Origin of the sequence: Streptomyces sp. 184 (genome assembly GCF_045781775.1) — a bacterium.
Taxonomy (GTDB): domain Bacteria; phylum Actinomycetota; class Actinomycetes; order Streptomycetales; family Streptomycetaceae; genus Streptomyces.
Genome location: NZ_CP123230.1, coordinates 1,269,012 through 1,282,518, shown reverse-complemented (window position 1 = coordinate 1,282,518; position 13,507 = coordinate 1,269,012). Strand labels below are relative to the sequence as shown.

General features: G+C 74.0%; 9 protein-coding genes. 5 read left to right on the top strand and 4 right to left on the bottom strand.

The window, feature by feature from the left end; all coding sequences use genetic code 11:
- Positions 1-113: 113 nt before the first annotated feature.
- Both QBL21_RS05655 and QBL21_RS05650 read left to right on the top strand, forming a co-directional pair.
- Positions 114-683: an ATP-binding protein gene (locus QBL21_RS05655; RefSeq protein ID WP_407560874.1), complete on the top strand. Its 570-nt coding sequence runs from the start codon at positions 114-116 to the stop codon at positions 681-683.
- 97 nt (positions 684-780) lie between these two features.
- Entirely contained in the window at positions 781-1,068 is a 288-nt protein-coding gene (locus tag QBL21_RS05650; protein ID WP_407566317.1) for a metal-sensitive transcriptional regulator, read from the top strand.
- Here QBL21_RS05650 and QBL21_RS05645 read toward each other — a convergent pair whose 3' ends face one another.
- The 4 genes from QBL21_RS05645 to QBL21_RS05630 form a co-directional block, all read right to left on the bottom strand.
- Entirely contained in the window at positions 1,069-2,433 is a 1,365-nt protein-coding gene (locus QBL21_RS05645) for a rhodanese-like domain-containing protein (RefSeq protein ID WP_407560873.1), read from the bottom strand.
- A gap of 92 nt (positions 2,434-2,525) precedes the next feature.
- Positions 2,526-4,055, bottom strand: coding sequence for an SDR family oxidoreductase (locus tag QBL21_RS05640; RefSeq protein ID WP_407560872.1), 1,530 nt, complete (start codon positions 4,053-4,055; stop codon positions 2,526-2,528).
- Positions 4,056-4,177: 122 nt separating this feature from the next.
- Complete coding sequence (locus QBL21_RS05635; protein WP_407560871.1) at positions 4,178-5,374, bottom strand: globin domain-containing protein; 1,197 nt, start codon at positions 5,372-5,374, stop codon at positions 4,178-4,180.
- A gap of 71 nt (positions 5,375-5,445) precedes the next feature.
- Positions 5,446-5,889 (bottom strand): RrF2 family transcriptional regulator, encoded by a 444-nt coding sequence (locus QBL21_RS05630; RefSeq protein WP_407560870.1) that lies wholly within the window; start codon positions 5,887-5,889, stop codon positions 5,446-5,448.
- A gap of 555 nt (positions 5,890-6,444) precedes the next feature.
- Here QBL21_RS05630 and QBL21_RS05625 point away from each other — a divergent pair.
- From QBL21_RS05625 to QBL21_RS05615, 3 genes are all read left to right on the top strand, one after another.
- On the top strand, positions 6,445-8,004 hold the full coding sequence (locus QBL21_RS05625) for a (2,3-dihydroxybenzoyl)adenylate synthase (protein ID WP_407560869.1): 1,560 nt from the start codon (positions 6,445-6,447) through the stop codon (positions 8,002-8,004).
- 70 nt (positions 8,005-8,074) lie between these two features.
- Positions 8,075-9,454: a salicylate synthase gene (locus QBL21_RS05620; RefSeq protein WP_407560868.1), complete on the top strand. Its 1,380-nt coding sequence runs from the start codon at positions 8,075-8,077 to the stop codon at positions 9,452-9,454.
- A gap of 76 nt (positions 9,455-9,530) precedes the next feature.
- Complete coding sequence (locus tag QBL21_RS05615; protein WP_407560867.1) at positions 9,531-13,478, top strand: amino acid adenylation domain-containing protein; 3,948 nt, start codon at positions 9,531-9,533, stop codon at positions 13,476-13,478.
- Positions 13,479-13,507: the final 29 nt, after the last annotated feature.

Genomic DNA, 13,507 nt, shown 5'->3' with positions numbered 1-13,507 from the left:
CGGACCCGGGCGATTGCCGTGGCAATTGCCCGGATCAGCCGAACAGTGATACTACTCAGCGAGTTGAGATCATCTCTATGCCCGCCTCGGGTTATCGCTCGAAGGGATGAGGTATGACGGCGCACCACCACACCGCCGACCGGCGCCCCGAATACCGCTGTCCCGGAGGAGAAACACCCGATGCCCGCACTTCGGCACCCGGCCTCCTGCCGGGCGCCGGCTGCCACGACTGGGCCGTCGCACTGGGGCTGACGGCCGGCAGCCTCACCGCCATGCGCATCGACCCCGCCCCGGGATGCGCCCGCGCGGCCCGCCACTTCCTGCGTACCGCGTTGCGCCGCTGGCGGCTGACCCGGTACGCGGACGACGCCGCCGCCATCACGGCGGAACTCGTCACCAACGCCCTGCTGCACGCACTCCCCCGCGCCCCCCGGCGCACCACCCTGCACAGCGCCTGGCTCACCCTCACCCGCAAGGAACACGCGCTTCTGTGCGCCGTGACCGACCCGAGCCCGGACCCGCCCGTGCTCGGGAGCGCCGACCCCCTGGCCGAGGGCGGGCGGGGGCTGCACGTCGTCTCCGCGCTCAGCGCCGACTGGGGCTGGTCGCACGCCACCGGCCCGGGAAAGACCGTCTGGGCCCGCATCCCCACCGCCGCCGGCGAGGGCCGCGGACGTCGTTGACGGCGAGTCCGCCCGACATGGGGGCCCAACTGTCCGACGCCGTCCCCGGCCGGGACGACGTACAGTACCCCTAGGGGTATTTTGCGGAGGAGTGAGCGTGGAGCTGGAGCTGGAGGGCCCGGACCTCAAGGCCGTGCTGAACCGCCTGCGCCGGGCCCAGGGCCAGATCTCCGGGGTGATCCGGATGATCGAGGAGGGGCGCGACTGCGAGGACGTCGTCACGCAACTCGCCGCCGCCTCGCGGGTGCTGGACCGGGCCGGGTTCGCGATCATCGCGACCGGCCTCCAGCAGTGCGTGACCGACATGGAGTCCGGCCGCGCGAACGGCGAGGACCCCGAGGCGGTGCGCGCGCGCCTGGAGAAGCTGTTCCTGTCGCTGGCGTGATCACCCGGTCCGTACGGTGAGTCCCGCGTCCGCGGCGGAGTCGAAGGCGTCGTCCACGGCGACGACGTCCCGGCCCGCGGCGGCCAGCAGGGAGGCGGCGATGGCGGCGCGCATGCCGCTCGCGCAGTGCACCCACACCTGCCCCTCGGGGACCTCGGCGAGGCGGTGGTACAGGGTGTGGACGGGCAGGTGGACCGACCCCCCGACGTACCCGGCGGTGCGGCGCTCCGCCTCCCGGCGTACGTCCAGGACGACGGCGCCCGCGGACCTCCCGGCGAGCTGCGCGAAGGTGCCCCGGGGGAAGGAGGCCGGGACCTCGCCGTCGCGCACCCAGCCGGCCGGGGCGCCGGTGGCGGCGGCGGCCGGGCGGTCGATGCCCACCCGTACCAGCTCGCGCTGGGCGTCGGCGAGCTGCCCGGCCGACTCGGCGAGCAGGGTGACGGGCCTGCCCCACGGGATCAGCCAGGCGAGATAGGTGGCGAGCTGCCCGTCGGCCTCGAAGTTGAACGAGCCGGGGACGTGCCCGTCGGCGAAGGCGACGCGGTTGCGCAGGTCGACGACCCACTCCCCCGCGGCCAGCCGGTCGGCGATCTCGTCGGCACCGGCGAGCGCGGGCGGGGTCAGGTCGACGGGGGCCGGTCCCGCGGCGTTGGCGGGGCTCATGTGGACGTAGTACGCGGGGGTGTCGTCGAGGCCGGCGAGCAGGTCGGCGACGAAGCTGTCCACGTCCCGGGTGAGGGCGTCGTTGACGGCCTTCTCCCGGCCGATCGTGGTGTCGTCGCCGGTGGCCTGGGCGGAGGAGCAGAAGCTGCCGAACCCGTGGGTGGGCAGCACGGCCGTCTCCTCGGGCAGTTCGGCCGCGAGCCGGCGCGCGGAGGCGTGCTGCGCGCGGGCCAGTGACTCGGTGAGCCGGGGCTCCACGAGGTCGGGCCGGCCGACGGTGCCGATCAGCAGCGACCCGCCGCTGAACACCGCCTGGGCGGCGCCGTCCTCCTCCAGGACGTACGAGAGGTGGTGCGGGGTGTGCCCGGGGGTCGCCAGCGCGCGCAGCACGAGGCGGGCGGCGGGGTCGATCTCCGTACGGTCGCCGTCGTGCACGGGTAGGCGGGCGAAGGAGACCCGGGCGCCGGCGGGCACGAGGTACGCGGCGCCGGTGAGCCGGGCCAGCTCGGGGCCGCCGGTGACGTAGTCGTTGTGCACGTGCGTCTCGGCGACGTGCGAGATCCGCACCCCGCGGCGGGCGGCGGCGGCGAGCACGCGGTCGACGTCGCGCGGCGGGTCGACGGCGACGGCCGTGTGCCCGCCGCCGGCGAGATAGCCGCGGTTGCCGAGGCCCGGCACCTCGATCGTGTCGACGAAGAACACGCCGTACTCCTTTCCGGTGACTCATTACCCCAGGGGGTATACGAGGGCATGATTACCCCGGGGGTATCCGGCGATACGGGCCGCCCGCCCGCTCACCGCGGCCGGGGGGACGGGCCGGGGTCCGCCCGCCGGGCGGCGGCCCGGGCGATGTTGCGGGCCATGCCGCCGAAGACGACGCTGTGGAAGGGGAACACCGACCACCAGTAGGCGTGGCCGGACAGGCCGCGGGGGTGGAACAGGGCGCGCTGCCGGTAGCGGGTACGGCCCTCGGCGTCCGTCTCTGCGTACATCTCCAGCCACGCCAGCCCCGGCATCCGCATCTCCGCCCGGAGCCGCAGCAGGTGGCCGCGCTCGATCTCCTCGACGCGCCAGAAGTCCAGCGAGTCGCCGACCCGCAGCCGCTCGGCGTCGCGCCGGCCGCGGCGCAGGCCGACGCCGCCGGCGAACCGGTCGAGCCAGCCCCGTACCGCCCAGGCATGCCGGAAGGAGTACCAGCCGTTGTCGCCGCCGATGCCCTCGATCACCTTCCACAGGAGGTCACGGGGGACGTCCACCGAGACCTCGCGGTCGTCCTCGTAGAGGCTGCCGCCCGCCCAGTCCGGGTCGGTGGGCAGCGGGTCGCTGGGCGCACCGGGCACGGCGGCCGACGACCAGCGGGTGGCGACCTGCGCCTCGCCCACCCGGCGCAGCGCCAGGGCCAGCGCCTCGTCGAACGGCAGCGGGCGCCCCGGCAGGTCGGGCACGTAGCGGGCGATGTCGTGCTCGCGGCAGACGACCTCGTGTCGCAGCGACTCGGTCAGCGGCCGGGCGAGGGCGGCGGGCACGGGGGTGACGAGCCCGATCCAGTGGCTGGACAGCCACGGGGTGAGGACCGGCACCGGCACGATGACGCGCTTGCGCAGGTTCGCCGCCTCGGCGTAGCCGCGCATCATCTCCCGGTACGTCAGGACGTCGGGACCGCCGATGTCGAAGCCCCGGTCCACGTGCTGCGGCATCGTGGCGGAGCCGACCAGGTAGCGCAGCACGTCGCGGACGCCGATGGGCTGGGTGCGCGTGTGCACCCAACTGGGGGTGACCATGATCGGCAACCGCTCGGTCAGATAGCGCAGCATCTCGAACGAAGCCGAGCCCGAACCGATCACGACCGCCGCGCGCAGCACCGTGGCGGGCACCGGCCCGTCGAGGAAGATCCGCCCGACCTCGGCGCGGGACCGCAGATGCGGCGACAGGTCCGCCTCCGGTACGCCGCGGGGGGTGAGCCCGCCCAGGTAGACGATCCGCCGCACGCCCGCGACGTGCGCCTGCCGGGCGAAGGTGTCCGCCGCGCGCCGGTCGGTCTCCTCGAACCCGGCACCGGAGCCGAGGGCGTGCACCAGGTAGTACGCGACGTCGATCCCGCGCATCGCGGCCGCCACGGAGTCCGCTTCCGCGACGTCACCGCGGACGACCTCGGCCTGTCCGGCCCAGGGGTGGTCGCGGAGCTTGGCGGGCGAACGGGCCAGGCACCGCACCCGGTGACCGGCCGCCAGCAGCTCCGGCACCAGGCGCCCGCCGATGTACCCGGACGCGCCGGTGACCAGGCAGTTCAGCGGGCTCCCGGCGAGTTGCCCAACGGTGTCCATGATCGGTTCCTTCCTCCACGACTCCATGGTCACCGCGGCGGGCCCACGGCGCGACGGCAGCGGCCCCCGGTACGCCGCCCGGGCGCGCGCGGCCAGGCGCGGGGTGCCCGCCGGAGCCGGGGCTACCCGGCGATCCAGAGGTCGGGGCCGAACACCTCGTAGTGGACCGCCTCGGCCGGCAGGCCGCGCCGCAGCAGGTCGCCGCGGACGGTGCGCATGAAGGGCAGCGGCCCGCAGAGGTACGCCGTGGCGTCCGCGGGGACGTCGAGTGCGCCGATGTCTGCCCGGCCGGCGGAGATCCCGGGGGACGGCGGGGCGTCGGGGTGCTCGTACCAGAGGTGGAGCGTGGCGTTCGGGAGCGCCGCCACCAGCGCCCGCAGCTCCTCGCGGTGGGCGTGGTCGGCCGGGCTGCGGTCGGCGTGGACGACGGTGACCGGGCGGGTGGGGTCGGTGAGGGCGATGTCCTTGAGGATGGCCAGCATGGGGGTGGTGCCGATGCCGGCGGAGGCGAGCAGCAGGGGGTCGTCGCCGGGGCCGGGGACGAGGTCGCCGAAGGGGGCGGAGACGGCGAGGGTGTCGCCGACCCGCGCGTGGTCGTGGAGCAGGCAGGAGACCTCGCCGTCGGGCAGGGCCCCGTCGCGTACGCGCTTGACGGTGATCCGCCACTCGGCCTCCTCGGGCGCGGAGGTGAGGCTGTACTGCCGTATCTGCCGCGCGCCGTCGGGGAGTTCGACCCGCACGCTGACGTACTGGCCCGCCCGCGGCACGTCGGCGGGCCGGCCGTCGCAGGGGCGGAGGACGAGGGAGACGACGTCGGGGGTCTCCGCGCGCCGCTCGGCGATCGTCATCTCCCGCCAGACCTCGCCGTCCGCGGCACCGGCCTGCTGGTAGAGCCGGGATTCGACGGCGATGAGCGCGTTCGCCATCAGCCAGTAGACCTCGTCCCAGGCGGCGGCGACCGCCGGTGTCACGGCGTCCCCGAGGACGTCGGCGATCGCGGCGAACAGATGGGTGTGGACGACCTTGTACTGGTCCGCGGTGACACCGAGGGAGGCGTGCTTGTGCGCGATGCGCGCCAGCATCACGTCGGGCCGGGTGCCGGGGTGGTCCACGAGTACGCCCGCGAACGCCGCGATCGAGCCCGCGAGCGCCTTCTTCTGCTCGCCGTTGGACTGGTTGCCGCGGTTGAACAGGTCGCGCAGCAGCCCGGGGTGGGCGGCGAAGAGCTTCCCGTAGAAAAGCTCGGTGATCTCTTCGATGGCGCCGCCTACGGCGGGCAGGGTCTCGCGGACGACGGGGGTGGCCTGCTCGGAGAGCACCGGACCTCCAAATTGTCTTTTCACATACCAATTTTGGACCGTGCGAACCCCCGGCGCGGGGGCGGAGTCGATCAGCCCGGACGGGACCCGGTCAGGCCGACGAGGACCGGACCGGTGGGAGACGCGACCAGTTCGGCGACGGTGAGGGGGTCGAGGGAGGCGTGGAAAGCCTCCTGCGCGTCACGCAGCGCCCGCCGCAACCGGCAGGCCGCCCGCAGCGGACAGGGCGCGTCCCCCTCGCAGGAGACGATCTCCCCCACTCCCTCCAGCGCACGAACCAGCCACCCGACCGAGGCGTGCCGCCCCAGCGGGGTGAGGCCGAGGCCGCCGCTGCGCCCGCGCCGGGCCTCGACGACGTCGAGATGCTGGAGGCGGCTGATCACCTTCGCCATATGGCTGTAGCTGATCCCCATGGCCTCCGCGACCTCCCGGGTGGCCGGGGACGCGCCTTCGTCGGCGACCGCCAGGTACATCACGGCCCGCAGGCCGGCGTCAGTGAACTTCGTCAACCGCACGCCGCCACGCTAGCAAATACGCATGCTGGGTTCGCATTTGGGGTCCGGGGCCGACGCAGCAGACGAGCTGCCGCCGGTCCCGGTCAGTTGAACGCGCGGGCCACCAGCCGCACGACTCCCGTGACCCCGCGGCCGATCCACCCGAGAAGCCCCCGGCCCACGCCCACGTCGGCCGCGCCCGCGGCCACGTCCGCCCGGCCCTCCCCGGCCCGGCACCCGGGGCACGGGCGGGGCCAACGCCGCTTCCGCACCCCGCACTTCCCGCACACCGCCACGAACCCGTCCTCCCCACCGCGGAGCCCCGCCCGGCCCGGGCCGCACGGGAGTCTGTGGGACCAAACCCCATCTCTGCCCGAGATGCCACGATTGAGTGAGAGATCCGCAGCGGCGCGCTTACGGCCGGGTCCGGTCGCTAACGTGTGTCCGCAGCCCGGATATTCGTGATGACAGCGTTAGTGGGGGGAAATGCGTCGCTTGGGACAGGTTCCTTGGCCGGACGCAGTCGCAGCCGAGTACGAACGCCAGGGATATTGGCGCCATCTCCTGCTCGGTGAAATGCCGTTCCAGTGGGCACGGCATTTCGGCGACCGAGTCGCCCTGGTCGACGGCGACATCTCACTCACGTACGACGAACTGGCCGAAGCGGTCCGGAGGGTCGCGGCGCGGCTGGCGCGGCTGGGGCTGCGCGACGGGGACAACGTCGTGCTGCAACTCCCCAACTGCTGGGAGTTCGTGCCCCTTCTGCTGGGGTGCTTCCGCGTGGGCGTCGCCCCGGTCATGGCCCTGCCGCAGTACCGCGAGCACGAACTGCTCCACCTGCTGCGGAGCGCGGAGGCCGCCGCGCTGGTGGTGGGCGGGACCGGCCGCGGGTACGACCACGAGGCACTGGCGCACCGGGTCGTCGCGTCGAGCGGGCGGGACGGGCGCGTACTCGTCGTGGGCGAGGCGGCGAAGCCGGCGTCGGTGTCCCTCCGCGCCGCACTGACGGGCCCCGGCGACACGGACGCGGATCCGGCGCCCGACCCGGCGCCCGGTGCCACGTCTCCGGCCCCCGGCGACCTGGCCCTCGTCCTGCTGTCCGGGGGGACGAGCGGCGGCGCGCCGAAGCTGATCGGCCGCACCCACGACGACTACGAGTACAACGTCCGCCGCATGGCCGAGCTGTGCGGGTTCGACGAACGTACCGTGTACCTCGCGGTCCTGCCGGCCGCGCACAACTTCGCCCTCGGCTGCCCGGGCGTGCTCGGCGCGCTGGCCTGCGGCGGCAAGGTGGTCATGCTGTCCTCGGCGGCGCCCGAGGCGGCCTTCGCGGCCGTCGAGCGGCACGGGGTGACCGCCACGGCGCTGGTGCCCTCGCTCGCCCAGCGGTGGCTCGACCACGCCGCGGCACCCGGACGTCCCGCCGTCGCCCTGCCGCTGATCCAGGTCGGCGGAGCGCGGTGCCCGGAGTCGGTGGTCACCGGGCTGGAGGCGGCTTTCGGGGGCGTCGTCCAGCAGGTCTTCGGCATGGCGGAGGGCCTGCTGAACTGCACCCGGCTGGACGACCCGCCCGAGGTCGTCCGCCGCACCCAGGGGCGGCCCATCAGCCCGGCCGACGAGATCCGCATCGTCGATGCCGAGGGCAGGCCCGCCGTACGGGGCGAACTGCTGACCCGGGGGCCCTACACGCCGCGCGGCTACTTCCGCGGGGGCGCGCACGCCGCCCGCAGCTTCACGGCCGAGGGCTGGTACCGGACCGGTGACATCGTGCGCCTGGACCCGACCGGAAACCTGGTGGTCGAGGGGCGTACCAAGGACCTGATCAACCGGAACGGGGAGAAGATCTCGGCCGCCGAGATCGAGGACCTGACCTGTCTCATCCCCGCCGTCCGCGCGGCGGTCGCCGTGTCGCTGCCGGACCCCGCCACCGGAGAACGCCTCGGGCTGGGGGTGGTGCTGCGGTCCGGGGCCACGCTCGACCTGGGCGACGTGCAGAAGTTCCTCACCGGAAAGGGCATCGCCCGCTTCAAGATGCCGGAGCGCCTGCGCGTCCTTCCCGACATTCCGCTGACTCCCATCGGAAAGCCGGACAAGAACAAGGTGCGCACTCTCTTCACTGCCGCCGATCACGCATAAGTTGCCCGAACACATCACGCCGCGCACATTCCCGACGAATCAGAACGCAGAAAAGGAAAGAGAGTTCAACTTGGCTGCGAGGTCTCGCTACCAGGAATTCAGTGCCGAGCTTTCAGCGGACCCGCTGTCGGCCTCCGTGGGACTGGTCAGGTCGAAACTCTTCGACCGCTACGTGCTGTACGAGAAAGACGGTGTGTACGCGGTGGCCGGGGGAATCGCCGGCGAGGTGATCGTCAACCACGCGCGCGTCCGGCTCCGCTGGCAGGGTACGGAGACCTCGCTGCCCTGGGACGGCCGCGACCTGCGGCCGGTGGCCACCCTGCTCGACACGCTCCCCGTGGCCGACTGGCGTGTCTACGGCTGGGCCGCCTTCGAGTTCCTCCACGCACGCGCCGGACTGCCCGTACCGCCGACCGCCGATCCGCTGCTGCACCTCGTGGTGCCCCGGGTCGAGGTCTTCTTCCGGGAGGGACGCGCGCGGGGCCGCGCGCTGGACTCCGGCGAGCGGGAGAAGGTGTCGGAGTGGCTGCTCGACCCCGACGGCGGCCGGGCCGCCGCGGACGGCGGCGCCCCCTTCGGCACGGCGGAGCCGGCGCTCCACCGGCGCGTGGACGCCGCGGGACAGGACGCCGCCGCGTACCAGAAGTCCGTACGCGAAGTGGTGGAGCACATCAAGGCGGGCCACCTGCAAAAGGTCATCCTCTCCCGCGTCCTGCCCGTCGACTTCGACGTCGACCTGGCCGGCACGTACGCCGTCGGGCGGCGCCACAACACGCCGGTACGGTCCTTCCTCTTCGACCTCGGGCATTTACGGGGTGCGGGGTTCAGTCCCGAGACGGTCGCCGAGGTCTCCGCCGACGGCAGGGCGACCACCCAGCCGCTGGCGGGGACGCGGGCGCGCTCGGACGTACCGGAGGTCAACGACCGCCTGCGGACGGACCTGCTGCGCGACGCCAAGGAGATCTACGAGCACGCGATCTCGGTCAGGGCGTCCTTCGAGGAGCTTCAGCAGGTGTGCGACCCGCAGAGCGTCCGGGTCAGCGACTTCATGTCCGTCAAGCAGCGCGGAAGCGTGCAGCACCTCGGCTCCCGGGTCGCCGGTGACCTGGCGGCCGGGCGCACCGCGTGGGACGCGTTCGCCGCGCTGTTCCCCGGCATCACCGCATCCGGTATCCCCAAGCACGCCGCGTACTCGGAGATCCGCCGGCACGAACCCGTACACCGCGGGCCCTACGCGGGCGCGGTGCTGACCGCGGGCGCGGACGGCAGCCTCGACGCCGCCCTCGTCCTGCGCAGCATCTACCAGCAGGGCGGGCGCACCTGGCTGCGGGCCGGCGCCGGGATCGTGGAGAAGTCGGACCCGGCCCGGGAGTACGAGGAGACCTGCGAGAAGTTGCGCAGCGTCGCGGACTTCCTCGTGCCGCACCCTTCCGCGGTCCTCCTCAACTGACGCCGCGCCGCCCCGCGGGCGAGCCGAGTGCGACGCCCGGGCAGAGCGACCTTCGAGGCCGAAAGAGCTGACAAGCATGTCTGGAACCATCTCGTACGAGCTGACGGCCGGTCAGCGAGGCATCTGGCACGCCGAGCAGATCAGGGCGGAGGGCGAGGCGGCCTACTACACCGGGGAGTACCTGGAGATCCTCGGCCCGCTGGACACGGACCTCTTCGAGACGGCTCTGCGCCGGGCCGTCGGTGAGGCCCAGACCCTGCATCTGCGCATCACCACGACCGGCGACGGCACCGCACACCAGCACCTGGCGGTCTCCGACGACTGGCCGCTGCGGCGCATCGACGTCAGCGCGGAACCCGATCCGCGCGGCGCCGCCGAGGCGTGGATGCGTACCGAGCTGCGACGCCCCCTCGACCTGGCGACGGGGCCGCTCTTCGACCAGGCGCTGTTCACCCTCGGGCCGGACCGGTTCCTGTGGTTCAACGCCTTCCACCACCTGCTGCTGGACGCGTTCGGTTCCTTCCTCCTCGCGGAGCGGGCCGCACACGTCTATACGCGGTTGTCGCACGGCGGCGCCGTCGACGGCCCTCCGCTGGAACCGGTCTCCGTCCTCTTCGACGCCGACGCCGCCTACCGGGCGGCACCCGAACGCGAGGAGGACCGCCGGTTCTGGCTCGACACCCTCCACGACGTGCCACGTCCGGTCGCGCTGAGCGGCCGGACGGCGTCCCCGGGGGCGCAGGCACCACCCCTCAGGCACACCCACGGCCTGCGTCCGGCGGATCTCGCGGCCCTGAAGGCGGCGGCGGAACGCCTGGACACCAGGTTCTCCACCCTTCTCGTCGCCGCGGCGGCCGTCCTGCTGCACCGTGTCACCGGCGCACAGGACGTCCTCGTCGGGCTGCCGGTGCTCAACCGCGAGCGGGGCAGGGAGCGCCGCGCGCCCGGTACGGCGGCGAACGTCCTTCCGCTGCGCCTCCGCCCGCGCCCCGGCATGCCGGTGGGCGAACTGCTGGAGCAGACCGCCGCAAGCATCCGGGAGGCGCTGCGGCACCGGCGCTACCGGTACGAGGACATCGTGCGCGACCTGCGGCGCGTGGGCGACGCCGGCGGCCTCGTCTCGCTCTCCGTCAACGTCCAGTCCTTCGGCTCGGTCGCGTTCGGCGCCTGCGTGACCCGCGCGCACCTCGTCTCCTTCGGCCCGTGCCACGACCTGGCCGTCACCCTCTACGACCGCGCCTTCGACGGCAGCGCGGAACTCACCTTCGACGCGGGCGAGGAGCTGTACACCGCCGGGGAACTCCGCGACAGCGCCCGGCGCTTCCTGCGCGTCCTCGACTGGCTCGCCGACGTCTCCCCCCGGGACACCCTCGGAAGCGCCCCGCTGCTGGGCGCGGCCGAGCACCGACGCGTCCTGGAGGAGTGGAACGCGACCGGCAGCGCCACGACCGCGACGCTCCCCGGACTCTTCCGGGCTGCCGTCCGCTCCGGTCCCGGCGAGGTCGCCGTGGTGGCCGGTGACGAGCGGCTGACGTACGCGGAGCTGGAGACGCGGACCAACCGGCTCGCGCACGCGCTGATCAGCCGGGGCATCGGGCCCGAGGACGTGGTCGCCCTGGCCCTGCCGCGGTCGGCGGAGCTGATCGTCGCGATCATCGCCGTGCTCAAGGCCGGAGCCGCCTACCTGCCGCTGGACGTGACCCACCCCGCCGCCCGGCTCGGCGCCATGGTCGACGACGCCCGGCCGGCGCTCCTGCTGGCGGTCGCCGCCACCGCGGGCGCCGTCGGTCCCGGCGTACCGCGTCTGCTGCTCGACACGTCGGGCGCGGCCGGGGAGCTGACGGCCGCGGAACCGGCGGCCCTGCCGGACACCGATCCGCACCGGGAGCCGGCGCCGGACCAGGCGGCCTACGTGATGTACACCTCGGGAACCACCGGGGCTCCCAAGGGAGTCGTGGCGCGGCAGGCCGCCGTGGCCAACGTGGTCACGCAGTACCGGGACGAGGTCTTCGCGCCGGGGGCCGCGCGGGCCGGCGGGCGGCGGCTGCGGGTGGCGCTGGGGACCTCGCCGAGCTTCGACGCCTCGTGGAGCCAGCTCGCCGCTCTCCTGTCCGGTCACGAACTGCACGTGACCGACCCGGAGGTCTGGGCGGACGCGGACCGCTGCGTGGCCTGGCTGGCGGAGCACCGCATCGACTTCGTCGATGTCACCTCCTCGTACATGCGGGTGCTGGTCGACCGCGGGCTCTTCGCGGACGAGCGCCGGCGGCCGGGCGTGGTCGTGGTCGGCACGGAGGCGGTGCCGGAGGGGCTGTGGCGCGAACTGCGGGCCCTGGAAGGCGTGACGGCGTTCAACCTGTACGGGCCGACCGAGTGCACCGTGGACGCCGTACGGGCGCCGCTCGACGCGGCCGAGACCCCCGTCCTGGGCAGGCCGATCGCCGGGGCGCGCGTGTACGTGCTGGACGCCGGGCTGCGGCCCGTACCACCGGGGGCGGCCGGTGAGCTGTACGCGGCCGGCGCCGGTCTGGCGCGCGGCTACCTGAACAGGCCGGACCTGACCGCCCAGCGGTTCGTGGCCGACCCCTTCGGCCCGGCCGGGACACGCATGTACCGCACCGGGGATCTCGCCCGCTGGCGGGACGACGGACAACTGGAGTACCTCGGCCGCGCGGACCGGCAGGTGAAGGTACGCGGCCACCGCATCGAACCGGGCGAGATCGAATCCGCCCTGACCGCCCACGGCACCGTGTCCCAGGCGGTGGTGACCGTGCGGGCGGCGGGCTCGGGTGCCGAGCGGCTGGTCGCGTACACCGTGCCCGCCCCCGGGACCGCGACGGATCCGGGACGGCTGCGCGCCCACCTCGGCCGGTGCCTCCCCGCCCACATGGTGCCGTCGGCCTACGTGGAGTTGCCGGAGCTGCCGCTGACACCGAACGGCAAGCTCGACCGGGCCGCGCTGCCCGCGCCGGCCGCCGTGGCGGGAGAGGTGGGCAGGCGCCCCCGTACGGCGCACGAGGGCATCCTCTGCGGGCTGTTCGCCGAGGTGCTGGGGGTGCCGGCCGTGGGTGCCGACGACGACTTCTTCCTCCTGGGCGGTCACTCCCTGCTCGCCGCCCGGCTGATCGGCCGGGTCCGGGAGCTGCTGGGGGTTCCGCTCGGGATGCGGGCGCTCTTCGACGCCCCCACTCCGGCGCGGCTGGTGGCCCACCTCGGCTCGGCCGGCTCGGACGCGTTCGACGTGGTCCTGCCGCTGCGGGCGGCGGGCGGCCGGCCGCCGCTGTGGTGCATCCACCCCGGCATCGGGATCGGCTGGTCCTTCGGCGGACTGCTCCGCCACGTCCCCGCCGACGTGCCGCTCTACGCCCTCCAGGCGCAGACCCTGACCCGGCCCGAGCAACAGGCCGCCACGCTGGCGGAGATGGCGGCCGGATACGTCCGGCACCTGCGCACGGTGCAGCCGGAGGGTCCGTACCGCCTGCTCGGCTGGTCGACCGGAGGTCTCCTCGCACACGCCGCCGCCGAGGAGCTGGCCCGGCAGGGACAGCGGACCGGCCTCCTCGCCGTGCTGGACACGTACCCCCCGCGGGAAGCACCCGGCGCCTGGTCGGGCAAGTCGGTGCGCGACCTCGTCATCGAGACCTACGGCCCGTACGCGGACGCCCTGCCCGCCGACCCCGGCCCCGCCGACTTCGCGGCCGTCCTGCGCAGGCTGGACCATCCGCTGGCCGGTGCGGACACGCACCGGCTGGACGCCGCCCTGGTCACGTTGCGCCATCTGTACGAGGTGACCTCCGCGCACACGCCCGGGGTCGTCGACGGCGATCTGCTGCTGTTCACGGCCGCCCGCGAAGCCGTCGCGTTCTCTCCCGGGTCGTGGAGCGATCATGTACGGGGGCGGATCAGAACCCTGCCGGTTCCCGCGACGCACCTGACGATGACCAAACCGGACGCACTGGCCCGTATCGGCCCCGCCCTCACGGCGGAACTCGACCGGATGGACGCCCCGCCCCCGCACGTGTGACCGCCCGGCCAGCCCGGTCCACGCCTTGG

Coding starts and splice junctions, on each gene's coding strand:
- QBL21_RS05655 (WP_407560874.1), top strand. CDS start 114: ATGACGGCGCACCACCACACCGCCGACCGGCGCCCCGAATACCGCTGT.
- QBL21_RS05640 (WP_407560872.1), bottom strand. CDS start 4,055: ATGGACACCGTTGGGCAACTCGCCGGGAGCCCGCTGAACTGCCTGGTC.
- QBL21_RS05625 (WP_407560869.1), top strand. CDS start 6,445: ATGCCGTTCCAGTGGGCACGGCATTTCGGCGACCGAGTCGCCCTGGTC.
- QBL21_RS05615 (WP_407560867.1), top strand. CDS start 9,531: ATGTCTGGAACCATCTCGTACGAGCTGACGGCCGGTCAGCGAGGCATC.